General features: G+C 59.9%; 19 protein-coding genes and 1 tRNA gene. 3 read left to right on the forward strand and 17 right to left on the reverse strand.

What is annotated here, in order from left to right; all coding sequences use genetic code 11:
* Positions 1 to 94: 94 nt before the first annotated feature.
* Positions 95 to 265, reverse strand: a complete 171-nt coding sequence (locus tag ACS4RR_RS22585; protein WP_222281679.1) for a hypothetical protein — start codon at positions 263 to 265, stop codon at positions 95 to 97.
* 249 nt (positions 266 to 514) lie between these two features.
* Between ACS4RR_RS22585 and ACS4RR_RS22590 the strand changes: the two genes are divergently transcribed.
* Positions 515 to 1939, forward strand: a complete 1425-nt coding sequence (locus ACS4RR_RS22590; protein WP_456189423.1) for a DHA2 family efflux MFS transporter permease subunit — start codon at positions 515 to 517, stop codon at positions 1937 to 1939.
* A gap of 7 nt (positions 1940 to 1946) precedes the next feature.
* Here ACS4RR_RS22590 and ACS4RR_RS22595 read toward each other — a convergent pair whose 3' ends face one another.
* From ACS4RR_RS22595 to ACS4RR_RS22605, 3 genes are all read right to left on the reverse strand, one after another.
* Positions 1947 to 2330, reverse strand: a complete 384-nt coding sequence (locus tag ACS4RR_RS22595) for a VOC family protein (RefSeq protein ID WP_170256214.1) — start codon at positions 2328 to 2330, stop codon at positions 1947 to 1949.
* Between the two features lie 158 nt (positions 2331 to 2488).
* Positions 2489 to 3208: an RlmE family RNA methyltransferase gene (locus tag ACS4RR_RS22600; RefSeq protein WP_170256215.1), complete on the reverse strand. Its 720-nt coding sequence runs from the start codon at positions 3206 to 3208 to the stop codon at positions 2489 to 2491.
* A 9-nt stretch (positions 3209 to 3217) separates the two neighbouring features.
* The gene (locus tag ACS4RR_RS22605; protein WP_456189424.1) at positions 3218 to 4783 is read right to left on the reverse strand and encodes a Ppx/GppA phosphatase family protein; all 1566 of its coding nucleotides are present in this window, start codon (positions 4781 to 4783) and stop codon (positions 3218 to 3220) included.
* Positions 4784 to 5025: 242 nt separating this feature from the next.
* On the opposite strand from ACS4RR_RS22605, the gene ACS4RR_RS22610 reads away from it, so the two are divergent.
* Positions 5026 to 5099, forward strand: a tRNA-Gln gene (locus ACS4RR_RS22610).
* Positions 5100 to 5256: 157 nt separating this feature from the next.
* Positions 5257 to 7347 (forward strand): DUF6538 domain-containing protein, encoded by a 2091-nt coding sequence (locus ACS4RR_RS22615; protein ID WP_456189425.1) that lies wholly within the window; start codon positions 5257 to 5259, stop codon positions 7345 to 7347.
* 43 nt (positions 7348 to 7390) lie between these two features.
* Here ACS4RR_RS22615 and ACS4RR_RS22620 read toward each other — a convergent pair whose 3' ends face one another.
* The 13 genes from ACS4RR_RS22620 to ACS4RR_RS22680 all read right to left on the reverse strand — a co-directional run bounded on the left by ACS4RR_RS22620 (position 7391) and on the right by ACS4RR_RS22680 (position 24915).
* On the reverse strand, positions 7391 to 9727 hold the full coding sequence (locus tag ACS4RR_RS22620; RefSeq protein ID WP_456189426.1) for a hypothetical protein: 2337 nt from the start codon (positions 9725 to 9727) through the stop codon (positions 7391 to 7393).
* Positions 9728 to 9965: 238 nt separating this feature from the next.
* Positions 9966 to 10280: a hypothetical protein gene (locus ACS4RR_RS22625; RefSeq protein ID WP_182562302.1), complete on the reverse strand. Its 315-nt coding sequence runs from the start codon at positions 10278 to 10280 to the stop codon at positions 9966 to 9968.
* Between the two features lie 319 nt (positions 10281 to 10599).
* Positions 10600 to 11538 carry a DUF429 domain-containing protein gene (locus tag ACS4RR_RS22630; protein WP_456189427.1) on the reverse strand — a complete coding sequence of 313 codons (939 nt, stop codon included), beginning with the start codon at positions 11536 to 11538 and terminating at the stop codon, positions 10600 to 10602.
* 42 nt (positions 11539 to 11580) lie between these two features.
* Complete coding sequence (locus ACS4RR_RS22635; RefSeq protein WP_456189428.1) at positions 11581 to 12357, reverse strand: ATP-dependent metallopeptidase FtsH/Yme1/Tma family protein; 777 nt, start codon at positions 12355 to 12357, stop codon at positions 11581 to 11583.
* Complete coding sequence (locus ACS4RR_RS22640; protein ID WP_456189429.1) at positions 12354 to 14336, reverse strand: ATP-binding protein; 1983 nt, start codon at positions 14334 to 14336, stop codon at positions 12354 to 12356. The genes ACS4RR_RS22635 and ACS4RR_RS22640 overlap by 4 nt, the downstream gene beginning before the upstream one ends.
* Positions 14329 to 14871, reverse strand: a complete 543-nt coding sequence (locus tag ACS4RR_RS22645; protein WP_182562298.1) for a hypothetical protein — start codon at positions 14869 to 14871, stop codon at positions 14329 to 14331. Before ACS4RR_RS22645 ends, ACS4RR_RS22640 begins: the two co-directional genes overlap by 8 nt.
* Before the next feature lie 124 nt (positions 14872 to 14995).
* The gene (locus tag ACS4RR_RS22650; protein WP_456189430.1) at positions 14996 to 16066 is read right to left on the reverse strand and encodes a hypothetical protein; all 1071 of its coding nucleotides are present in this window, start codon (positions 16064 to 16066) and stop codon (positions 14996 to 14998) included.
* Positions 16067 to 16402: 336 nt separating this feature from the next.
* The gene (locus ACS4RR_RS22655) at positions 16403 to 17629 is read right to left on the reverse strand and encodes a hypothetical protein (RefSeq protein ID WP_456189431.1); all 1227 of its coding nucleotides are present in this window, start codon (positions 17627 to 17629) and stop codon (positions 16403 to 16405) included.
* 761 nt (positions 17630 to 18390) lie between these two features.
* Positions 18391 to 19248: a restriction endonuclease gene (locus ACS4RR_RS22660; RefSeq protein ID WP_456189432.1), complete on the reverse strand. Its 858-nt coding sequence runs from the start codon at positions 19246 to 19248 to the stop codon at positions 18391 to 18393.
* A 185-nt stretch (positions 19249 to 19433) separates the two neighbouring features.
* Positions 19434 to 20135, reverse strand: coding sequence for a hypothetical protein (locus ACS4RR_RS22665; RefSeq protein WP_456189433.1), 702 nt, complete (start codon positions 20133 to 20135; stop codon positions 19434 to 19436).
* Positions 20135 to 21826 carry an AAA family ATPase gene (locus ACS4RR_RS22670; RefSeq protein ID WP_456189434.1) on the reverse strand — a complete coding sequence of 564 codons (1692 nt, stop codon included), beginning with the start codon at positions 21824 to 21826 and terminating at the stop codon, positions 20135 to 20137. Before ACS4RR_RS22670 ends, ACS4RR_RS22665 begins: the two co-directional genes overlap by 1 nt.
* Positions 21827 to 21832: 6 nt before the next feature.
* Entirely contained in the window at positions 21833 to 23383 is a 1551-nt protein-coding gene (locus ACS4RR_RS22675; RefSeq protein WP_456189435.1) for a restriction endonuclease subunit S, read from the reverse strand.
* Positions 23380 to 24915: a class I SAM-dependent DNA methyltransferase gene (locus tag ACS4RR_RS22680; RefSeq protein ID WP_456189436.1), complete on the reverse strand. Its 1536-nt coding sequence runs from the start codon at positions 24913 to 24915 to the stop codon at positions 23380 to 23382. The genes ACS4RR_RS22675 and ACS4RR_RS22680 overlap by 4 nt, the downstream gene beginning before the upstream one ends.
* Positions 24916 to 24929: the final 14 nt, after the last annotated feature.

The following is a 24929-nucleotide window of genomic DNA, read 5'->3' on the forward strand; positions in this document are numbered from 1 at the left end:
ATGTTATAGCGGTCAGCGCTTTCGTGAAAGCCTGAACCGCTTCGGATCAGATGTCGAACTGATAAGTCTTCGGTACGAAGCGATAACCGCCATCCTACCTCTCGACGAAGCCGACTGCCGGGAACGGCATGTGGTAGCCAAGGAAGGCGATCTTTTCGGTCGCGATCATCTCGATAGCGGGCATTCTTGAAGGCAGCCGCCCCGCCAGCAAGCCAAAGCCTGCGGCGAAGACGGCGCGCCGCTTCATTCGCGTCGAAATTGGCATATATCCATTCTCCCATGACGCGCGGTGTTCGCAGCCCGGCCTCGATGACATTTCCGGCCGGATTTCTTGCCCCGGCCAAGTAAACATATGTCAATCTTGACGGGCGACGTTGATGCGCAAGCCGTCTCACGCAGACGTGAAGCAAAGGTGCCGTCGACCCGGATTTGGGGATTGGCAGAACTCGCAGCTGGGACTAAACAGCACGGGCCTCTCCAGCTCCAATCCGCTGCCCCATCAAGGCTCCCGCCTATGAATAGCATCGTCCCGCTGATCCTTGCCGTCGCCCTTTTCATGGAACAGATGGATTCGACCGTCATTGCGACGGCGCTGCCGGCGATTGCCGCGGATTTGCATGTCGGGCCGATCACGCTGAAGCTGGCGCTGACCTCCTACATGGTGGCGCTGGCGGTGTTCATCCCGGTCAGCGGCTGGATGGCCGACAGGTTCGGCGCCAAGAAAATCTTCCGCCTTGCCATCTCCGTCTTCGTCATCGGCTCGATTTTCTGTGCCGTCTCGTCCAACCTCGTCGAATTCGTGTTTGCCCGCTTCCTGCAGGGCATGGGCGGCGCGATGATGACGCCGGTCGGCCGGCTCGTGCTGGTGCGCACGACTAAGCGCAGCGACCTGGTCTCGGCCATGGCGCTGCTCACCATCCCCGCGCTTGTCGGCCCACTCACCGGCCCGCCGCTCGGCGGCTTCATCACCACCTATTTCAGCTGGCACTGGATCTTCCTGATCAACGTACCGGTCGGCATCATCGGCATCTGGCTTGCGACGATCTTTCTGCCGGAGGTGGAAGCGACTGCGCCGCCTCGGCTCGATTTCACCGGTTTTGTGCTGACCTCGCTATCGGCTGCGGGCGTCGTCTTCGGTCTGTCGGTGGTCAGTCTGCCGGCCCTGCCCCCGATCATTGGCGTCACCGCCACCGTAATCGGCCTCATCTGCGGCTTCCTCTACGTGCGCCATGCCAAGCGGCATCCGGCGCCGATCCTCAACCTCAACCTGTTCAAGAACCCGACGTTTCGGTCCTCCACCTTGGGCGGCACGCTGTTTCGCATTTGCGTCGGTGCCATGCCCTTCCTGACGCCGCTGATGCTGCAGCTCGGCTTCGGGCTGACGCCATTCCAATCCGGCCTCATCACCTTTGCCGGAGCGATCGGGGCGATCACCACCAAGTTCATGGCAAAGCGCGTCTTCGCCGCTGCCGGCTTCCGCACCACGCTTCTCGGCGCCGCCATGGTGACGACCCTGGTGACTGTCATCACAGGCCTTTTCACGCCGTCGACGCCGCACCTCGTCATCATCGGCGTGCTGCTGCTCGGCGGCTTCTCCCGCTCCTTCATGTTCACCGGCGTCAATGCGCTTGCCTTCGCCGATATCGATGATGCCGAGGCGAGCCAGGCGACATCGATGAGCTCGGTGATGCAGCAGGTCAGCCTGGCGCTCGGCGTTGCGGTTGCCGCCGCGATCCTGGAGAGCTCGATCCATATCAGGGGCGAAGCGCTACAGGTTGCCGATTTCCACCTTGCCTTCTACATCATTGCCGGACTGACCGTCATTGCAACCATTCCCTTCGTCAGAATGGACCGCAATGCCGGCGCAATCGTTTCCGGCCACCGCTCCAAGTCGATGACGGCAGCAACGGTCGAAGCAGAACAGCAGGCGGTGAAATAGGCAACCGCTACTCCGGGTTTTCGCAGACGGCAGAGAGCTTGTTGCCGTCGAGATCACGGATATAGGCGGCATAGAAATGGGCATGGTAGGAGCGCAGGCCGGGCTCGCCCTCATCCACGGCGCCTGCCGCAATCGCCGCGGTATGGAAGGCATCGACATCCGCCCGCGTTTCGGCCGCCAGCGCGATCATGGCGCCATTGCCTGAGGTCGCCCGGCGGTGATTGAACGGCGTCACCACCCAAAAGCGACAGCGCGTATCGCCCTCGGCGGAATAGCCGATTTCCTCTTCGGAAGAGCGCTGGCGGCGATAGCCGAGGGGAGACAGCACGGCATCATAAAAATGCCCTGCGCGATAAAGATCGTTGGTTCCGAGCGTGACGTAAAGAAGCATGGGATCAGCGGTTCAAATCCTCACAGCGCCGCGCGACCTTTCGGACACGCAAAGGACGCGGCAACGCTTTCCATTGCTGCCTACCTTATCCTTAAATCGATCCCGATTTAAGGAATTATGCAGCCGATCGCCATCATCCGTCAGGACCGGCTTGAAGATCAAGCTTCTTCTGCTTGGCCTTCGGCCTTGCGCCCCTTGAACCCCTTGGCCAGCAGGAACATCTCGACCGATTCGGCGCGCGACGAGTTCGGCTTGACATGAACGACCTGGCGGAAGTTCTGCTTGAGCATGGCGAGCAGCTCACGCTCGGTTCCGCCCTGGAAGGTCTTGGTGAGGAAGTGCCCGCCTTCCCCCAGCACTTCGACGGCGAAATGCGCTGCCACTTCGCAGAGATGCATGGTGCGCAGATGGTCGGTGCGGTGGTGGCCGGTGGTGGGTGCTGCCATGTCTGAGATCACGAGATCGGGTGTGCCGCCGACGGCTTCCAGCAGCTTTTCCGGCGCAGTCGGATCGAGGAAATCGAGCTGCAGGATCTTGACGCCCGGCAGCTGGGTCATTTCAAGGAAATCGATCGCGGCCACACGGATGTCCTCATCGGTCGAGCCGGTGACCTTGGCGGCAATCTGCGACCAGCTGCCGGGGGCAGCGCCGAGATCGATGATGCGCTTGGCGCCGCGCAGGATATGATGTTTCTCGTCGATCTCCAGCAGCTTGAAGGCGGCACGGGCGCGATAGCCTTCAAGTTGGGCGCGCTGAACATAGGGATCGTTGATGTGGCGCTGCAGCCATTGGCGGGACGAGGCCTTCATCTTCTTGTTCTTGACGCGCTGGCCGAGCTTGCGGCCGGTGCGGTTTCCGGCGATCGGTGCCTTGGTCATGCCTTTTTCCTATCTCGCGCGCTGGCCGCGGCGGTTGCGATTGCGCCGCCACACGCCGTCATCGGCCATCATGTCGGTGAGCAGGCCTTCTCTCAAGCCGCGATCGGCAACGCGCATGCGCGGGCTTGGCCAGCGGCGGCGGATCGCCTCGAGAATGGCGCAGCCGGCGAGCACCAGATCGGCCCGGTCCGGCCCGATACAGGGATTGGCGGCGCGGCTTGCGAAATCCCAGGAGAGAAGCTTTGCCTGCATGGCGGAGACCTCGTCATCGGACAGCCAGATGCCGTCGACCTTGCGCCGGTCATAACGCGGCAGGTCGAGATGGACGCCGGCAAGCGTCGTCACCGTGCCCGATGTGCCGATCAGGTGGAAGTCGCCGGTCTGGGCGACCTCGATCTCCGGGCAATCGAAGCTTCCAAGCATGCCTTCGACTTCGCGCACCATGCCTTCGAAGGCCTCCGGCGTGACGTCGTGCCCGCCATGGCGCTCCGACAGCGTCACGACGCCGACCGGCAGCGAGGTCCAGTGGGTGATGTGATTGGCGAGGCGGCTGAAGCGATTGTCGCCGATGCGGATGACGGCGATCTCCGACGAGCCGCCGCCGATATCGAAGAGCACGACGGAGCGCGTCTCGCGACCGACCAGCGACGAGCAGCCGGAGACCGCAAGCCGCGCCTCAGTCTCACGATCGATGATTTCGAGCACAAGGCCGGTTTCGGCAACGACCCGGCTGAGGAAGTCCTCGCCATTGATCGCCTGGCGGCAGGCTTCGGTGGCGATCAGCCGCATGCGGCGGATTTCCCGGTTCCTGAGCTTGGAGGCGCAGATCCTCAATGCCTCGATCGCCCGCTCCATCGCCTCATCGGACAGACGGCCGCTGGCCGCAAGGCCTTCGCCGAGGCGTACGATGCGGGAAAAAGCGTCGACGACACGGAACTGACCAGGACGGGTCGGCTGGGCAATGAGGAGACGGCAATTATTGGTGCCGAGATCGAGAGCAGCGTAGAGCTCCTCCGGCCACACATACTCGCCGCCCTGGCGGTCACCCTGATAACCGGGATTGATATGGCCGTCTTGGCGGCCCTTGCGGCTGGCGGCCGCGCCGTTCTGCGTTTCGCGCGGGACGGCGACGCGCGCCGTCTCTTCCGCGCGGCTTTCCTGCTGCGGGGCACCTGCTGGTTTTGCCGATGTCAGCGGCCGGCCCTGCAGACCGCGCTTGCCGCGATGCTTGCGGCGGTTGCGACGGCTCGGCGCCGAATCGCCATCGGACCGGGCGGCATGATCTGCCGCTCCGGCCTGTTCCAACACATGAGGTTGAGGTGAACCGTCCTGCGCAGCGCCATGGCCGCCACGACGGCGACGCTTGCGCTTGCGAGCCGGATTGCCGGCTGCATCTTCCATCGGGCGCGCAGGCTGTCCGGCACCGCCGGAAGGCTCATGCGAAGCGGGATGAGCCGCGTTGCGGGATTGCCCGCCACGTTTGCCCTTGCGGCGCCTGGACTTCTTGCCGTCCTTGCGCCCTACCGCCGACGCCCCGTCAAATTGCGGTTTTACGCCGCCTTCGGGGTCTTCCACGTTCTTTTTCCATCGCGCCGCGCAAGTCCTGGGATATGCAGCAGGCGCTCATTCGATTTTTGCGTTGCCGCAAGAATATCAGCGCCCGCCGAAATCGCCAAATTCTTTTTTGGACAGGGGATTTGCGACGGTTTCACCCTTCCGCGGCAGTACCGATTTTTTTCAAAACAGCTATTTGCAATTCCCCGGCTTTTGGTTATAAGCGCCGCACACCAGCCGACCGCCCGCCGGTTCGCTTATGCTGGGGAATAGTTCAATGGTAGAACGACGGACTCTGACTCCGTTAATCTTGGTTCGAATCCAGGTTCCCCAGCCAATTCTCCCTAAAAGCCCTTAATTCCTTGATTTTCCAGTCGTGCCGGATATCGTTTTGGCATCATTGGCGACCTGATGCCCAGAACTGTAGCCCACAGGTGATGCCCACGCGAAAGAAGCGCGATGGACATGCCCTCGGGAAAGACAGGGCATTCACCATGGCCGTGCGCCACGAGGTCGAGAATCTGATCCGCCGCGGAAACATCTTCTACTGGCGGCCGCGCATCCCCGCCGCATTCATTCACTGCCGTCCGGGCAGCCGCCTTTCACTCAGCCTTCATTGTTCCGACCATAGAAAGGCTCAGATCATCGGCCGGAAGCTCAATATGTGGCTGGCCGAATTGAAGATGAATTCGAAGGACGTGATGACCACCAAGAAGCAGCTCCAGATCCTGCTAGAGCACGTGCGAGACCAAGAGGTCGAGAGGCTCGATGACATCAGCACGATGGCCAAGCGCAATGGGCGGGGCGGTGACGTCGTCGAGATGGAACTCGATCTCGAGGCAGGCTGGGCCTGTCAGCTCCTGGCGAAGTTCGGGAACCGCTCGGACCTCAGCCTCGAAGGCAACTGCCCCGGGCTCACCTACCTGCTGAAGAACGGCGTGCCTGCCTCGCATGTCGACGCGATCCGGGCAAACTATCTTGCCGAGCTCACGATTGCACGCAGCGCCGGCTTCGAGGACGGCATCCGTCGGTTGATCTATCAGTTCGATATTGCCGACACCGCCGTCAATCGTGAACGGGCGATGTCGAAAATGTTCGAAGGCCGTGCAGCAGCCCTTCTCGAAATCGACGATCGACACGAACTCGTCGACCGGACCTTAAGCGAATTCACAGGTGGCGGCAGAGCGAACAAGTCTGTGGTCGAGGAGAAGCCCGTCGAGGTCGAACCTGCTGCCACTCCCTCTTTGGTGCGGACCAAGGAGAGCAAGCCGGCACCGACTGCAACTGATATCCCGGAGCCAGAGGAAATCGCCTACCTAGACCTCTCGCCGCACGCGGCGCCGAACGCCAAACCGGCAGCGGCTAAAACTCGAGGCGCAAGCCAGAGGGTCGTAGCCGTCGCAGATTTCGAGCAAGCATGCGAGAAGCTCATCGCTAACATGGGCGAAGAGTGGACAACGGAAACGGGCCGAGATGCGATGGCTCTGGTTCGGATGTTCAAATCAGTGCTCATGGAACACGGTGTGGAGCATTCCGGACAGATCGAGCAGTATCACATCGGCCTGCTGCGTCAGCACTTCAACGACATTCCGACCGACTGGGGCCGAAGCAGCAAGATGCGCGTAATGTCAGCGCCGGAACTTCGAGCGGAAGGCGAGAAACTGCGCAAGGCGGCTGACACCGCGGGAACCAAGGCGAAGGTTGGTCTGGCCTCCACTACAATTCGCAAGCACTTCGGAAACCTGCAGCACTTCCTGAAGCATCTGAAAGGCCACGGGTTCGAAATCGAAAACTGGACCTTTGAAGGTCTGCGCCCTAGAAAGCCCAAAGCAGGAGACATCCGTCACCAGCAGTACAAACCGAAGCCTCAAGACATCGCTCCGATTTTCTCAAGTCCGATCTATACGGGCTCGCAGGATCATCTGCGGGGAAAGCGGCGGAAACCGGGCAAGCATATCTTCCACGATTCGCTTTATTATCTGCCGATCCTGTTCACCTATCTGGGTCCCCGACGCAAAGAGTTCGCTGGCCTCGCAGTCGACGACATTGCGAAGGACGAGGACGGGTATGTCATCATCCTTCGCACGAATGGCATTAGACGGTTGAAGACCGCACAATCAAAGCGACTGCTACCCATGCCCGACGAAATGGTTCGATTGGGCTTCCTCGACTATTATCAGGCGATCAAGGGACTTGGGTACGAAGCGCTCTTCCCGGATCTTTTCTCGGATAAGACGGAGAACGATCCGGGCAATCGTTTCTACGACACCTTCATCCCCGTCATGCGCGGCGCCCTTGGGGAAAAAATGTGGGAGCGATCCATTCATGCCCTTCGCCATGGTATGGCGGACACCCTGAAGCAGGCCGGCGTCCCGACTGAAGTTATCGACGACATCTCCGGCCGGTTGAGCGAAGGCAGCGAAACCAACACGCGATACACCAATCCGGCCGGTCTTCCCCTGATGCGGAACGCCTTGCAGCACTACCCTATCATCACTTCGATCGTCGAACGGAAGCCTTTGCAACTCCTCCCATGGATCGAGAACAAGCAACCGCCGCCATGGGCACGGGAAGGCAAGAAGTGAAGCGACCAGGCGGAAATGATTTCCGCCCTGGCTTGCTCAGACACTAGGCGGCTTCCCAAACCTGATTGAGAATGCGTGCGGCCAGTGCCGCCTTGTCCTGTGGAAGGAAGCGGCCGTAGTGCTTAGCCACCATGTCCGCCGTATCCTGGATGGCGTAACTTGCCTGTTCGTATGAGCCGGTCTGCTTCAGGATATGGGTCGCCAACACATCCCGGACGTTATGCGGGCCATGGGGCAGCAGGCCCTTGATCGCTCCTCGCCCGGTGTATGGATTGTAGATTCCATAGCGTTGGATGGTGAGCCGCCATGCCTCGTAAAAGGTCGTAACGTCGTATGCTGCATCGGTGCTTGTCGTCTTGACGGTCTTCACAAAGAATGTTCCGGGATCGGCAACTCCCTTGAGAAGCGTGGAGCGATGGCGATCGACGTAGTCATCGATATGGCGGTAGAGGTCGAGCAGATTCGGCAGAAGCAGCCGAAACGGCTTGTCTCCGAAAAACGACGAGTGGGCATTTTTGAAAGCCACTGCTGGAATCAGAACCTCCCAGCCGCCGTCACGATCACTCCAACGGAGCTCACCGCGCTTGAGTTTTTCGAGCACGCGTTCCGGGCGCGGCATCTGTCCGCGTGGGCATAGCATCAATTGCCGAAGGTTTTTCTGTCGAAGTCCGAGATGCAGTCCCAGGCGGAGCATCAGGAACGAGCGAACTGCTTCCGCGGCCGGACGCGGATAGCGCTCCTCGTCCGGCATCAGCCGAATGATCTCCTCGGTGATCTTCCGATATTCGCCGACAGGACTGTCGGCTTCGAGCACCGGCATGATCGGCTCGAAGGGATCGCGATGGACCCGGGCAATACGCTGGATTTCCTTCACACGGTGGGAGGCGTGTTTATGAAAGTCCTCGCAGGCGCCGTGCCAATCCTCCCGGGCATAGTCGATCTCGTTCTGCGAGACGAGACCGGCAATAGGCTGCACGCGCACCAAGAGTTCAGGATGTTGTCGAAGCCATCCGGTGCCTTCCTTGGTGATTGCCAGCGCGATCCGCAGCATGTCGACTTCCCAAGCCGTGTAGAAACCTCGACGACTCTCACGCCATTGCAGATACCAGTCCCATACACCCGGAAAGATAAGAAGCCCGAAGGTCAGTTGACGGAGCGGCACCCCATATCCCTTGATCTCTCCCGCCTTTGACGCCGCAAGTGCGCCGAACATCAGGCCGAGATGCTCAATCTTCTGGGAGGCGGTTTCTTCGCCCCAGACACCGTTCCGCTGAAATCCAATCGAGGTCAGTGCGGATGTCTTGAAGCGGACCAGGTCAGCCATCTCCATGGCAAGCGTCGGCGGCGCATCGATGACGCCTGACAACAGGTCGGGGTCTTCGATCCAGGTCTCTTCATAGTTCGCCGGAACCGCGATCTTTCCATCACGCGGCGCGCGCCCACCGTAGGATACGCCGGGAAAGCGGATGGCGTAGCGCTGCTTTGCGGCGGCAGCCTGAAATTTGCGGTAATCCGTCGACCCACTGATGATGACGCGGCGGACCCAATCCAGAATCTCCTCGCGCTTGGCGAACGGAAGCGAATTGAAGTCATCAGGTAGATGCCAGGCAATCCTACGTCGCTCCGCAGGCTCGATACCCGATAGATTGAACCCGGACGCCGATCGCGACTGATGCGGCAGCTTCGCTTTGAAATAGCCTTCTGGGAGACGGTAACGGCGCTCGATACGACCAAGCACATCGAAGCTGTCGGTGCTTCGCGGCACGCGCCGGCCCTCGATCCAACTCAACAGCGTATTCTTGTCCATGGGCTCGTCAGGTCGCACGAGCGATCGATAGAGGACCCAGTAGGTCTCACCGTGGCGACGCATGTGGAGCTGGAGTGCTTCGGCGAAATCCGCGGGGTCATCCCACTCGCGAAACAGAGGTTCCGGAAACTCGACTTTCACGCCAGGCTTATGCACCACGGGGGCAGCCTGGGAACGCGCAGTTTCCGGGGGCGCCGACTTGATTGTCGGTTTCGTTTTCTCGGCGCTGGCTTTTTTTGCCCTCGTTGTTCCTCCAGGCTTCCGGGAGCCCTCTTGCGCCGCTCCAGCAGTTTTCCCACCGTCCCTGTTCCAACGAACGATGGCATCAAATCCGGGGTCGATCAAACGGTGATGCGATGCAAGCGATCGAGCATCGATCCCGGTCATGCGGGCAACGACATCCCATTCGGTGCGGCCTGCCGTCCGGGGTGGCGCACACCGCCTTTCGATGAGCCGCCGCATATAGGCCATGAGGGCTTCGGCCTCTTCGCCGGAGAAGGCGGTCGAGAGACGCAGTTCGCAATAGGCGTCGATCTTACGTTGGAAGGCTTTGATTGCAGTTAGCTTGGTCATTTCACTTCATCATGTTCGTTACTCGGACCCTCTATGCGAGGGGCCGGCCGAGCTAAGCGAAGCGGATTAACGAAGGATTGGAGCCGTCTGCTTCTCCAGAAATCCGATTCAGAATCAAACGGCGTTTTCGGGAGTAATGGGGGGAGAAGTCGTAAAGGAAGCAAACGCCGTTAGGCGTTGATCGGCCTCGTCGAGCAAGCAGATCCGGTAACAACAGACCAAGTGGACACGGACGCGCTCAGACCTCCTGGTCGGGGCCGTTGGGATAGATCAGGTGGATTTTCCTGCGAAACGGCGAGCCGCCCATCCGGTACTTGGCGACCAGATCGTCGAACACTACGTCGCATTCGCGCTCATCGAAACCCTGATCGGTCAGCATCGAGACGATCTTGTTCTGGAACTTCTCGAGCTCCATCTGCTGACCCTTCTCAATCGCCCGCCGGATCAGCCAGAACAGCGCCACCCGAGCCACATCATCTCGGTCAGGCCGCTTCGCCCTTCTGTTGGCGTCGCGAAGTGCCTTCTGTCGCTGCCTTGCTGCTTTCAGGTTCATGCTGCTCCTCCCGATCCTCGACCTCTTCAATGGTCAGGGGACCGGCCTACCGGCGCAAGCCTTGTTCGGCTGAATCGGAAATTTCGGACTTTGAATCGGCGGCGCAGAACAATGAATCAAATGACCGCAATTTGTTTCGAGTTGCGGGCACGTTATCTCACGTCAAGACGACCTGTTCGGCCGCGAACGGCGTTGGTGAATCGTCGTATTCGAGTTCCGAATCAAAAATCCCGTGTTCGGAATCAAATGAGCGCAATTTGTTTCAGGTTGCCGGAGACTTGATGTGAGTTGCCGCCAACGTGCCGCGCCTCATTTCAAGTCACGCCACATCATCACGATGATGTCCGAGTATCCAGCCTTCCCATTTTCGAACGGCATCGACTGCCGGAATACCTTCACCACGCCGCCCGTCAACGACATCGATCATGCCCAGCAGTCCGATGACGGCATCGAAACGATCCTCGCCCGCCTTGTCCGAGCCGAAACCATCGTCGATGAAGGGATGGAGCAGACCGGTATCGAGGTTCGGCCGCGCTGTAAGCCGAGGCACTATACTCTGTCCCATCCGTATCCGGTCTGCCTGGCGCCGCTTGCTCCAGCCACTTCTGGGCATGCCGATCTGACGATACACGTCGCCAGGATAGGTCTCAGTGACGACGACTGGCTTGCTCTTGGCGAGATCGACCAGGCTTCCATCGAACGGCCACAGTCCAATCTCATCCAGTTTCGGCGCGATGATTTCCCGCCATCCCGAGATCGCGCCTTTACCGACCTGATTGCCGCCAAGCGTCCAGAACAGCATGCAGGCGGCCTGCCGATCGGCCGTCGCCCGCTCGCAGATACGCAGAAGAGACGAGGGCTCAGAAATGTCGAGAGCCTCGAAGAGATGGGCACGCGCCGTGCCGCCCGGGCGCGTGGGATAGAACGGGCGATAACGCGAGATGTGAGCGCGATGATCGGCGACACTGTACCAGTCCAACCAGATCCCCGAGCCGAACAATGTCAGCGCCTCGCGGAAAGAACCGAGGCCGGCCGCTCGTGCATAGGCCTCCGGTAGGCCGATCGGGAAGTCAAAGCGGATGAGAAGCGCGCCAGGCTCTACGGCGCGACGCCGTAGCCGATCGAACAAGCTTGACGTGTCGCCGACGAGTTCCGGAGACTGAACATGCCATCGTGCGCCGCGTTTGAAAGCCATAGCCATCCAGCGCTTTTTCTGCTCCATGCTCCAATCGCAATGGGCGACGACCGCGACACTCATCCTGCGCTCCGGCTTCCATCATCAACCATATGACTATCAGCGTCAGAAGGTCAGATCACCATCTGCCAGGATTTGCAGCACCGCCTTCTCATCCATTGCCTGGGCATCGAACAACGCCTTGGCGAGGGCATGGAAGGTCGGCCTGCGCCTCCTGAGGATCGCCGCCGCCCGGTCGAGTGCCGCCTCCAGCCTGCCATGAACACGAGCGGCCAGGTCGGGTTCACGACCAAGGACCTCTCCCGGGTCGCGATGCGGGCGATAGAGCAGCGGATACTCGGCCCCGAATCCAAGGGTGCGCTCCATGTCGAAGGCAATCCGGGTGGCCCGTGCCAGATCGCTGTCGTCGGCGCCGCCCGAGCTGCTGGATACGCGCTTGAGCACCAGTTTCTCGGCGGCCCGCCCGGCCAGCAGCACGGTGAGCACGTTTTCGAACCAGGTGTGGGTGTTGGTTCCGGATGTATGGAAGCCGATCAGATTGTAGGCACCCTGCCCGGTGTCGATATTGAGGCCGCGGACCGGGCCGAGATCGAGGGCATGATGGGCAACCGCATGCCCCGCCTCGTGGAACGCGAAGCGCCAGCGCAGATCGTAGGGCACCGGCGGACGGTTACCGCGAATGCCCTCTTCGATATCCTCGTAGCTGATCGAGCGCTTGCCGCGGCGCGACTTCAATCGCGCCTCCCGGACGATGCGTTCGATATCGGCCCCTGTCAGTCCCATGGCCCGCGTGGCGAGACGCCTTAGGATCGCCTCGGCGGGATTGTCCCGCTGCGCGGCGGCTGACGTTTCCGTCGCGTTGCTGTTCTGGGTCGCGGTCATCGGCCTGCTCCCTTCCGTTCATTCTCTGCTTCTTCGTTCAGGTGATCGGCGACGATCTTTTTCAGCGAGAATCCATCATCGACTTCTGACCGGACATCCGGTACCGGCTCCCGGATCAGCGACTTCACATCGCCACCGAGATGGTGGGCAAGGATTTCCGCAAGTGTCGGCACGTCGGGCTTGGGGATTTCGATATGCGTCTCCAATCGTCCTGATCGCTTGATGGCCTCGTCGATGTCGTTGGGACGATTGGTGGCTCCAACGATGATCAGACCCTCGCTCTTCACAGCGCCATCGAGCAGTTCCAGCGCCTTGTTGACCACGGCATTCCAATAGTCCGAGTACTCCCGCTCCGCCGGCTGTCGCTTGCCGATGCCGTCGATCTCGTCAATGAACAGGATCGCCGGCGCCATGGCGCGCGCTTCGACAAACGTCTTGTTCATCTTGTCGATGACGTCGTTCAAATGTCCGCCCTGCAGCCAGGTCGAGACGGAGGTGACGACCAGTGGGACCTGCAGACTGTTGCACAACGCCCGGGCAAACGTCGTCTTGCCGGTTCCGGGCGGGCCGGACAGCAACAGCTTGGTGCTCATCTCCGACCAGGCAAGGATGCTGGCGCGGTAATCCTCCAGGTCCGCCTTAAGATCGAGCGCCCAATCCTTCGCCTTGCCGTATCCGGAAAGGGTCTCGACGGTCACCGATGACCTGCCGCCGATCTCGCCCGCCGTCGGCAGAGGCTCCGGCTGGATGACTTCGGCACCCGACGGCTTGTCCTTCTTCCAGCGGCCGTTGCTTTCGGTTTCGGGCGGCTTCGACTTCTCGTCCGATCCCGACGCCTTCTCCGTGGATGTAGCGGAGGGCTTCGATCCGGATGCCTTGTCACCACCATCGCCATCACCGGCATCGCCGCCCTCGTCCTCAGAGTCGCCGCGATTGCGTTCGATGAGCGTCGCAAGGACGTGCAGCACGTCTCGAACATGCCGTCCCGGACGGAAGGCGAGAACCAGATCCTCGAGCGACAGCCAGCGCGCATCGGAATCCGACGGCAGGCCCAGCTTCTCGATTGCGGTGTCCGGATAGAACACCTCGACCAGATCCGTGACAAACTTCCGATCGAGCTTTCCCGTTTCGAGCGACAGGTCGGCGGAGATCCGCAGCAGCGAGGGAATGTCCGACCGCTTTTCAGCGATGGCAAGGATCGGAAAGTCGCGGGAAAGCGCGCTGATCATTCGCCGGCGCAGGGCATTGCCCGTGACGCGATGCACGCCGGCGCCCGAGAACACCACAAGACGTTTGCGAACCTCCCCTTCGTAAACATCGAAGTGGTTGTCGTCGAACATGTGGTCGGCGTCGATGATCGCGAAGGGACCACCAGGCACCAACCGGGATTTCTCGAGGAGTCTCAGCACTTCCCGCTCGAAGCCCTCCAGCGGCGCATGGAGGGTGAGGACCGGCGTCACGCGGGTCAGCGTATAAACGATCTCCCGAAGGCATCTTCCTACACTTTCGACCGCGCGCGCCAGAACCAAGGCAGCCACGATATGACTGACCAGCGGCGCGGCGGCGGATCGATCAACAAGACCAACGGCGTAAGCACGTCGATCGATGCCGTTGGCCAGCACTGCGTCTTGCACGATTGCGCCGCTACGCTTCAGGGGGAAGGCAAGCGGCGGCAACGCGAGCGGCGCGTCGGTGGTCTCCATCGTCACGTCGTCGCCACCTGCGTTGGCACTTGGTTTGCTCGCCTCCTTTGGCGCGACCAGCCACGGACCGAAGTTCCGCCGGAACCACGCACCATCCCAAACCGGGTCGCCGATCAGCCTTGTCGTGTCGAAGGCTGGTGTGTAGCGGCAGAGCAGATGACCATCGACATCGACGATCCTGGCCTCGAGCAGACCGTTGCGTAGAGCGATCCGGCGCGCCTCGCGGCGGGCCAGATGCCGGAGGCGGCGGACAAACAGACGAGCGGTCTTATCCATCAACGCGCCCTCCTGTCTCCGCGGCAATAATTGCCGTTTCGGGGTTCCGCACCGGATCGCGCGGCCGTGTCCGGATGTGCTTTCGACGGTCGTGATAACCAGACTTTTTGGAAGCCGCCAGCACACGCTCGCGCGGCGAACGGCGCCGGAGGTGGATGTCTGCTGACGCAGCGACCGGAGCCGACCGAGTCAAACGCTCGTTCGGGACCCACGCAAGATCCCGGTTGCGGTTCCGCAGCCAGTCGAGCAGCAGGCGGCATGCCGGGTTGCCACCATCGGCAAGTGCACTCAACCGGCGAATCAGAGGCTCCGGCACAAGGCCATCCAGCAAATGACCCTGCCGCACGAAGGCGAGCGCCAGGCCGATGAGAACGGCGGGGTCGTCGCGATGGCTCAGACCGCGACCAACGTCAGCGGGTTCGAGGTGAGGCATATTCGCCAGCCTGCTGTGAAGGCAGGGCAACGGAATGGTATCGATCGCGACCGCTTCACAACGCAAGCCGGTCACAGACGGACTGTGGGTATCGGTGGACATGGATGTCTCCTCGCCGGAGCGCTTTCGGCACCCGGCGTTCGTGGAATGGAAAGACTGGGGGAGGCCGGCCACGCCGTGACGGCGCGGCCGCGGTCAATGCCGTGAGGTTAACGGCACCCGGTGATCAGTGCCGGCGCGGACGGCGGGCAAACCCGACCCGGATACGGACCGGTTCCGGTTGGTCGTCCTGATCCTCGTCGAAGAAACCGAGATCACAAGCGCCGTCGTCCGCATCCTGCAGCAGAACCTTCAGTTCTTCCTCGTAGCTGCGCGCCGGACCGTTCAGCGCGATCAGCGGCCTGCCTGGCATAGCCGAGGCAGGCGCCGCATTCGATACGACAGCCTCCATGATCCCAATAGCCTTGCGGGCTTCCGCCTCGAGAAGTTGCTGCACGCGGCAGCCGAAGCGGAAACGCAGTTCGGCCATGCAGGCGGCGACACCATCGATCTCCAGCAGATCGTCGATCTCGGACAAGGCCCAAATACCGGTGGCATGGTCGCTCGGGCGGCTTGCGCCATCAACGATGGCAACCTCAACCGTGTCGACCATCATGCGCTTGTGGTTCTTGTAGAGCCAGTCCGGCAGCACCATCGCCGATGCCATCATCTTCATCTTCAGTTCTTCGAGGCGGCTCGTGTCGCCATAGGAGGCGAGCGAACGCTTGAGGTCGAGGACGTAGGCCGTGTGCCGGGAACGGTTCACGACGATCAGGTCCGGCGTATAGCTGCCCTTGGCCGGTGCCTCGCAGTCGAGCTTCACACCATCGAGGCTCGACCAGTCGTTTCCAGCGACGGCCTCGAGCGCCGCTTTGACCAGCGGCAGCTTCAGCGACTGGGTCAGCACCGTCACATTCGGATTGGCCTTAGCCAGTCGCTCGACAGCCTGCTCGAGCAGCTTGCCTTCGCGGAACGACACGGCGCGGACGAGCGAGGCGATGTGAACGTAATGCCCGAGGATCTCGTCGTCGATCGGCTCGCCGTCGGCAATCGCTGCGATGGCGCGGTCAATCAGCAGATCGAGATCGGCCTCGACTTCGGCGAAGCGAACGATGTGCGGATGCCGGCGCAGCGCTGCTGGTTCGCCGATACCGATGCGGGCACCGAAGCCGAACGAGCGGTGGGAGAAGATGGAGGCCGCAGCGGCGGTCGAACGGAGAACTTCCCCATTGGGGACGGAGAGAGTATGCGTGGTCATAGCCCGATTCCTTTTCCAGAAGGCTGAGGGTCAGGCCCTGGTCGATGTTGGCGCATCGGCTTGGGCCGTTTTGTGTCCGGTCTTCCGAACAGCCTTACCCTGGCAGGACCGCGAGCCGGGCTCAAGGACCCGGACCTGCAAAATCGGAACAAAGCCGGTACAAGGTTAACGGCGGGCTCACAAAGCCCCAGACCGATGAACGCCTGAGGCGATCGACATTGCCGGGAAGCGGCGTCCCGCCCGGCATCCGGAGGCAAAAAGAAAAGGGCCGACTTGCGGCCCTTTCGAGTTTGGCGTAAGGCCGGATTCCGGCCATCCAGTCTTGGACCAAGCGCATCACGCGGCGGCGTTCGGTGGCGTTGCCGCTTTCGTCGCGATGCCCGACGCGGACTTGGTCCGGGCGACGATCGCCGGACGCGTCAGGCGCTTTTCAGGCTGGGCCAGTGCTTCGGCGACGGAAGGAACCTCAACGTCCAGCGTGCGCTTGGACTTAGGCGCCTCGATCGTGGTTGTAGCTCCAAAGGCCGCAGCGATGGACTCCATCCTTTCTTCTACCGAGGGGATACCCGTGACAACCGGATCGGGGCTGCCGCTGACATCCGTAGGAACTGGCTTGTCCGCACTAACCTCGATTGGAACACTCGCGCTCGGCGCCTTGATGGTGTCAGCGCCAGGCCAAGCCGGGGTGCCTGATTTGGAGGTGGCCCATTCCAGGATCGGTACGACTTCCGTTTCCAACCAGATCCGAAGCTCGCCCTTGTCCGGCCATGTCGCCTCGCTGCCCATCTTGTAGAGGAGTGCGCTGACCGCGGCCCAGCAAGACTTGCCTGGGAGGGGACTGGTCGAGATCACGTATGCCGCCATCGAAGAGGGCCTGACGAACTGCGCGAGACTTTCGAGTTCCTTGTGGGCAAGGCGTGCCGCCAGATATGTCTTCTCGGCGAGAGTCTTCTTGACGATGTTCTTTTTCGGCAACGCCTCACCGACATGCGCGCGGATTTCCTCGAGGTGTCCGACGAACGATTTGATGCCATCCCGGACCTTGATCGCGATGATCGCTTTGAGCCCGTCAAGACCGCCGACATCGTGCGGCTCGATCTGCGGTCGTGCCTCTGTCTCGTTTTTCGAGCCGGCCATAATCGCCGCAACATCCTGCACCCTGAGCTTGCCGTTCTGGGCGGCGAAGCCAATAGCCTGCTCGATCTGCTCGGGCTCCGCAGCAGTCAACTTTCCAAGAACCGTCGGGCCGACGGCCAGTTCCACCAGGATGTCCTTGTAACGAGCCAGGTTGCGAAACACTGCGCGCTGGGTCCGGACGTGGCGCGCGGTATAGCCGCAGCGCTCGACTGCCCACTTTTCCAAGGTTCCTTCCGGGAGCAACCCGGCTGCGCGTTCAAGATGCTCGCCAAGCTTGAAGGTCTCTTCGGTCGAACGGCGCGAAACGCTGATGAGGAACGTGGCCGTCTCTTCGAGCTGGTTCTTGATGTCCTCGGCGACAGCGTTGGTTTCGTAGAACGTGCGGGCGGCGGATGGGAGAGCGAATGCGTTGGTAGTCTTGGTCATGGTTATCTCCATGTAAGAGGGATGGCTGTAAAAGCATAACTGCCTTTACCCCTCTATTATCTCAGAACAATCGGCCATATGAAAGCAATCATAAGTTTTGCAATAATTTACTTCCAAGTATACAAGTGAATTATACACTGGTAATTACTTTACCACGTCTTAAATTACTTCAAATCAACATCAATTAAAAAATTTCTATTTCAGCGAACGCAAGCAACGAGTACAATTAATACGTGCACGCTTTCCGCTAAAATAAGGGCTGAAACGGCGGGAGTATCCGGGCCTTTTCAAGTCAGCCCGCCGCCTGGCACCAGGGTCCCGGCAGCCTGATTTAGAGTGAGAGCAAGTCCACGAAGGCCATACTCACCACCAAGGTCGATCCGACCTACGATGATCTCCCGGAACGGCGGTATCGTTTTCCGCGGACCTATTTGCGTCAGGTCGAGGCAGCGCGCGGGGCTCATATTCGTCCGGTGGCGCACGGCGGGCCGGACAGTGTTCGCAACGGGCTCGCGCTCTCCGGCACCGTGCACTGGATGTTCGACCGCGGGCTGATCTCGGTTGATGATGACTACAGCTTACTAATCGCAGGTGGCGGCGTACCCGATACCATCACGCGCCTCATCAATCCGAGCGACGCCTGCTTGTGCCGTCACGGGCTGACGAGCGGCCGCACTCGCAGTTCCTGCAATATCACCGAGAGCGAGTTTTCAAAGGGTGAAGGAGAGGAAATAATTTCCGCGCGCTCCATCGCTTGTCCCTCACTCCTCGCCGAAGAAGTCTTCGTCCAGCCGCTTGAACTCGACGGTGCGATAGCTGCGGACGCCCACGCCGTGCTCAGCCATCAGATCGGCCAGCTCCTGGCCATCGATGAGGATAACCCGCTGCGCGAGATGCTTGACGTAGTCGCGAGCCGGCTGGCTGAAAGTGGAAGTGGTGACGAAGACGCCCTTGGTAGCGCCGAGACCGACGAGACTTCCCACAAAACCGTTCACGTCCGGTCGGCCGACCGGGTTGCCAGGCGCGTAGCGTTTGGCCTGGACATAGATGCGGTCGAGGCCGAGGCGATCCTCGTTGACGATGCCGTCGACACCGCCGTCGCCGGAGCGCCCGAGCTGGGCCGCGGCTTCCTTGTGGCTGCCGCCGTAGCCCATAGCGACCAAGAGATCGACGATCAGTTGCTCGAAGAAGGCAGGGCTGTTCGCGAGGATACGTTGAAGCAGTTCGTCGCGGAGCGCAACTTGAAGTGCCGCATTGGCTGCGTCGATCTGCTCTTCAGGTGTTGTCCGGGGAGAAGTCGTATCGAGCTGTTTTGCGATGATGCCGTTCTGTTCATTGGCGCCACCTTCGTTCCTGTAGAACTCGCGGAACTCCGGCTCCTGCATCAGGAGCGCCACGTCGACGCGTTCCGGCGCCGTCGCCAGCAGCGCCTTGCCTTTGTCTGTTGCAAGAAAGCGCCCCCGAGCCGGGGATGCGATCAAGCCAGCCTTGCTCATGTAGAACTTCGCCCAGTGGATGCGATTGTGCAGGAGGCGCTGGCGACCGCTTGGCAGGAGCTCATCCCGCTCCTCTGGCGTCAGACCCAGATCATCGGCGATCCGCTCCGCGACGTCGGCCACGCGGGTTTCACGAACAGCGGCCAAGCGCAATACAGGGAGCATGAGGGTCTGGTAGTCTGGAATTGGCATCTACTAACCCACTAGGCTTTGTAGCCACGGATAGTCGTTATCCCGGCGCTTCTTCACATGATTGTACATCTCTCCGCTGAAATCAGCCCCCGGTGAGATGGCTCGTTGAATAGCCATCAAGGCAACTTTGAACTTCTTTTTCGCTTCGGCGTGTCATCCATTTCATCGTACCGATCCTTGGCATCCGATATCTTCTGATCGAGATCCCGGATCTGGGTAAGACGCAACTTCTTCAGCGCGTCCTGATGCAGGTGATAAAGATCGATTGAGATGTTGACCCGTTCTACATCATGAGCATCATCGGTCGCGGCGACGGGGTGTCCAGATTCCACCGAGCAACCGAGCAACTTCCAATCCGCTTCGTCGCACGGGTCCAGAAGCATAGGTTCCTCATGATCGAGGTCGTCAGTCTCGACATACGCGCGTACGGCTTCATCTCTTAAAGGAAAGTGATCCGCTTTACCGCCCGCTGTGCCGCCAATCACGTCGCAACGTCTGCTCTTGCAGAAGGTGCAAATATACCTGAAATTTCGGTAGTCAAACGCCAACCATCTGTAGCCCGACGGGTCTTTCGTGGCTTCCGCTACCCGGCTCTTCGGGCGGAAATGGTCAATCGCATTGTCAGATCGCACTGCTGGTGCTTCGCAGATCCAACACCGTTTGTCAGAGAGAAGAGCAAAGCGATCTTTCAAGCATCTCCACACATCTGACAAATCATCCGGTTTAAGGTCTTCGTCTTCCATCTTTTTCTTGGCGGCTGCGGCCTTTGCGAGCCAGCCCTCGGGAAGCTCTATCTTTTCCTGGTCGATCCACCGCATCAATCGTCCCCTTCGTCAGTTTCACTAAGGACGTCAGCAACCACCTTTTTCGCGATCTGCTCACGTTCCTCGCGGCTCAGACGAGTAACCCCTTTCAAGATATCGTCGGTCTTAAGTGCCTCGAAACGCTCATGGAGAAATTCGCTCCTCAATTTTAGATATCGCTTGTACTCATCATCCGGATGATCGAAACGAAAGCCGAGGCTCTCCAGATCTTTGTTAACTCCCGCAAGATCCTTCTGCTCTTCCTCGGAGAGCTTATCCTTGCTCCCGAGCTCACGTTGCCTCTCAAGCAGCTCCTGCGTATCCCGATCCAATGTTGATGCGATGCCGAACATGTCGCTCGTTATGATCGATGCATAGCCCATCCCTTTCGGACTCTCCTTCGGGAAGACTGCATCGATCTGGCGCTGATTTTCGCTTTCCCGCACGACCAATATCTGGACCTGTTCGCGCTGCAGTTCTGCGATCGCCATCGGGTTGTGGGTCGTCAGCACCACATGGCTGCTATAGGATTCAGTCTTTACTTCAGTCTCAGAGATAAAATCTTCGATGTATCGGAGATAATCGACGCTCCAACGTGGATTCAAATGCGTGTCCGGCTCATCCAACAGGAAAAGGCTCTCTTCACCAGCGGTGAAGCGCATAAGTCCCAGAACGGTGAGAAGCTGGCGCTCGCCTTCGCTCAATTCAGCGAACGTGATGGGCGCCTCGTTCTTCTTTACCCGCACATTTATTCGGATCTCATCGATAAGCTGAGAAACATGTGTGCTCTCAAGATCGCGGAAGAACTCAGCAGGGGCCTGTTCTCCGACCAACTTTCGGAGTGCAGCCAAGTCCTTGATAAGAAGGTACTTGAACTCCAACTGCTTGCGATTGCCCCACTGAGAGATGATTTCAGCGCGCTTGATATCGATCGGGCACAGCGAGATCTTCATGAGTCGATCAAGGAAACCCTGCACCACGCCCTTCGCGTTCCAGAAGCGGCTATCTCCCTCTTTCGAGTTCCAGGGTGGCTGGCGCAGGACAAACAGGACGGAGTCCAGCCCTGTCTCGGGGTCCAAATTGAGCTGTTCTGCCAAGAAATTCCGGACCACCGGGCTTTCAACTATGAGAAAAGCCAGCAGGACGAATTGGCTGTGTTCGGGCAACGCGAAAAACAGCCGCTTAAGGCCGGGATCTTCCCCCGATCTAAGCTGCTTATCGTATCTGCTCAAATATGGGGCATAGACATTCTTCAGTCGGCTGCTTTCACCCGAATAGTAGCTGAAGACGAAACGCGGTAAATTCCCGTCGTCCTTCAAGAATTCCGAGACGCGGAGGAGTCGCCTGCTAAGGATTTCATTTGTCGCGGACGGAGCCCTCAGTTGCTCCACTTCTATTTTCAAAGCTTCCGGACGGTCTGGATCATTTTCGAGATAGATCTTGCGAGCGTCAGGGCTCTTCCCGATCTCATAGGAGAGCTCAAAGGCAAAATCGATGTGGGGCCGCGACGGATTTTTAGGACTGATGAGTTCCCGGAAAATGATAGAAAGCGCCTCCAAGACGTTCGATTTGCCCGTACCGTTCCAACCAATAACGACCGTGACCCACTGCTTTTCGTCGAAGTCGATGCACACGTCCTTCAGGTTTTTATAAGCGTGCGTCGGGCTGCTTTTGGCACTCCCTATTCTAAATTTATCCAGCCTCATCGGGATCTACTTTCGCAACCTCACCCTGTCGCCCTGCTTGGCTCCGGTCGAAGGGTCTACTACTTCTTCGATTTCAACTTTCTCTTGCCTCTCCAACTCCAACAACTGTCTGTAGAGCTTTTCAACATCTTCAGTGGAAGACCCGTCCCGTACCCCACAACGCTCGAATAGCTCCTGGGCACTGAGCCAGTCCTTGGCTTGAACAAGCGTGTCGACGATCGTGCGTGCCATGTCGGGGACCTTTCCTTGCCTCTTCGGCGCGTTCCTCTTGGTTTTGGTTGGCTGGCTAATTCGAGCTTGCTCGATTTTTCCCAGCAATGAACTGGCGGGCTCGTCGTTTTCGTTCTGGGGGACGAGTTCGCCGCGGAAGGCTTTGGCGAGGATTGCCTCGTCCAGCCGGCCTACCAGTTCCAGCGCACGCTTCGCTTCCGATGCCAGCCGGTCGACCTTGGCGAAGGCGGATTCGATGCGGCGGACGATTTCGTTTCGCAATTCCGCATGAGCGTAGGGAATGGAGAGCGAAAGCAGACTTTTCTGTCCGATGTTTCTCATGGAAAGCTGATTGCCGGAGGAGATATTCATCAGAGCTTCACGGCCCATTGGCGATCGCAAATACCACAGCAGCCAAGCGTCCACTGGCTCACTAAACTCAAGCCTTAGAATCTTGTCACTTAGATACAAGTTGTTTGGAGCGTCGGCGACGATCACTACAGCGCCGACCAATTCGATCGTGTTAGCCCGTGAGAAGAGAAAGTCACCCGACTTGATGCGGGTGTCTTTGTCGGGTTCGAAGTCTGGAGGAAGCGTCTTGGACTGATCCGCGCGGAATTCACCCCATGTTACCGCGCTCACCTTTACGACGCCTTTTTCGTTCGGATGCGGCGGCCTTTCTTCGCAACGCAAGTTTTTTCCGGCTTTGATGCGGGCTACGAGTTCGCCCAACTCCTTCCGACCCAACTCCCCGCTGAACGCCTTGCTGAGCACGGCCTGCTTGTAGCGGGAGACGAGGGTTTCGATGCGGGCGAGTTCGGTGCAGGCCCGGGCGGATTTCGCGTTCAGCGCATCCAGCTTTGCCACGATGCGCTTTTGCTCGGCCTGCGGTGGCAGTGCGATCTGATGATTCAAAAGATCGTTATCCGTGATGGCCGGATACAGGGTGCCGTCCTGCTTTAGACTGAGCGGCCGAATAAACCCTTCTGATCGGACCATTGCGAACAGAAAGCCTGACAAAACCGCATCCGATGGACGCAGCACCGCGATACCGGTCGAGGTAACTTCGCCATCCAGGTCCTCGGGAACTAGAGCGATATTTTTCAGATATGTCCTGACGGTCGAGAACAACACGTCTCCGCGACGTATTCTCCGCCTCGCCCTAGAGGGTGCCTCACGACCGAGCAGGCTCTTAGGGTTTTCGATTGAGAAGCTCTTGTTGTTAATGGAGCCGATGTCTACGTAACGAAATCGAAGCTCGCCGTCTTTAGTTGGATCACAGTTCTCCAGAGGCAGAACTACGTCACGCAATTCGACCTCAGCCCACCCCCTCGGTAGCTCGCTCATTCCGCCGCCTCCGGCAGGTCGTCGCCCAGCTCCGCCATCAACGCCTCGATCTCCAGCGTCGCAGCCTGCAGGTGGCCGAGAATGGCGGCGGCGATGTCATCGGGTTCGGTCAGGCCTTCCTCCGCCTCTTCCTCTGCCTCGCGCAGCCAAGCGATATCGAGATTGTCGCCACGCTTGGCAATGTCGTCGCGGCTGAATTCGCGCCAGCGGCCGGACTCGCCTTCGTCCTTTCCGCGCTCGGCGCCATAGGGGTCCTTGCCGAAGGCCTGTTCGAAACCTTCAAAATGAACCTCTGTCAGCGGCGTGGTCTTGCCGAATTTCGGCATTTGGGCGCGCAGGTCGTAGATCCAGACAGCCTTTGTGTTGCCGGTCTCGGTCTTGCCGCGCGTCAGGAAGATCACGTTGGTCTTCACACCCTGCGCATAGAAGATACCGGTCGGCAGGCGCAGGATCGTGTGCAGGTCGCACCAGTCCATCATCATCTGGCGAAGTTGCTTTCCGCGCCCGTCTTCGAACAGCACGTTGTCCGGCACAACGATGGCCGCGCGGCCACCGGGCTGAAGCGCGCGGATGCAGTGTTCGACAAAGGGAAGCTGGTAGGAGGAAACGGTTGCGGTGACGGAGAGGTCATCGCGCGTCGGCGCACCGCCCGCCGGGCCGAAGGGTGGATTGGTGAGGATGAGATTAGCACGGCCGAGCCCCTTGCCCTTGTCGGAGAGGGTATCGCCCAAATCGACATGGTCGCTGTCGATGTCGTGCAAGTAGAGGTTCATCAGCAGCAGGCGCAGCGTGCCCGGCACGTTTTCCATGCCGTGGAAGGCACGGCGCTTCTGAAACTCCTGCTCCTTCTCGCCGAGATCAAAGTAGTTGTCGGTGCGCGCGCGCATGTAGCGATCGGCAGCGATGAGAAAGCCTCCTGTCCCGGATGCCGGATCCTGAATCACCTCGCCGGGCTGTGGCTGCATGAGGCGGACCAGAAGCTCGATCAGCACGCGCGGGGTGAAATACTGCCCGGCGCCGCGCTTGGTCTCTTCCGCGTTCTTCTGCAGCAGGCCTTCATAGAGATCGCCGAACTGATCGCGCTCCTCGGAGAACCAGTCCAGCTCATCGATGGCGGTGACGAGCGTCGTGAGATTCTGTGGCTCGCGGATAAAGGTGGAAGCGTTGTCGAAGATCTCCTGTACCATCTCCGGCAGCGGGCGCGCGTCGGCATAGCGCTTGCGCTCATCCGGCGTCGCGTTATCGGTGGGCGGTAGCACAAGGGTATCGTCCTTGCCGAGCCGGGTGCTGGTGGCGCCGAGCGTCACCAGGACTTTTCGGTAATGCTCCAGCTTGGCAAGACCATTGGCCGCGACCAGATCCGCCCAGCGCATGGTCTTCGGCAGACTGCCCGTCTCGCGGTTGCGCTCGGCCATCATCTTCAGGAACAGCAGATAGGTCAGCTCGGTGACATATTGCTGATAGGTGATGCCGTCCTTGCGCAGGACCGTGCAGAGGCGCCAGAGTTTCTGGACGATAGCATTGGCATTCATGGCGTGATTCTCAT

The sequence above is a fragment of the Rhizobium zaerense genome (assembly GCF_051810725.1).
Classification (GTDB): Bacteria; Pseudomonadota; Alphaproteobacteria; order Rhizobiales; family Rhizobiaceae; genus Rhizobium; species Rhizobium leguminosarum_I.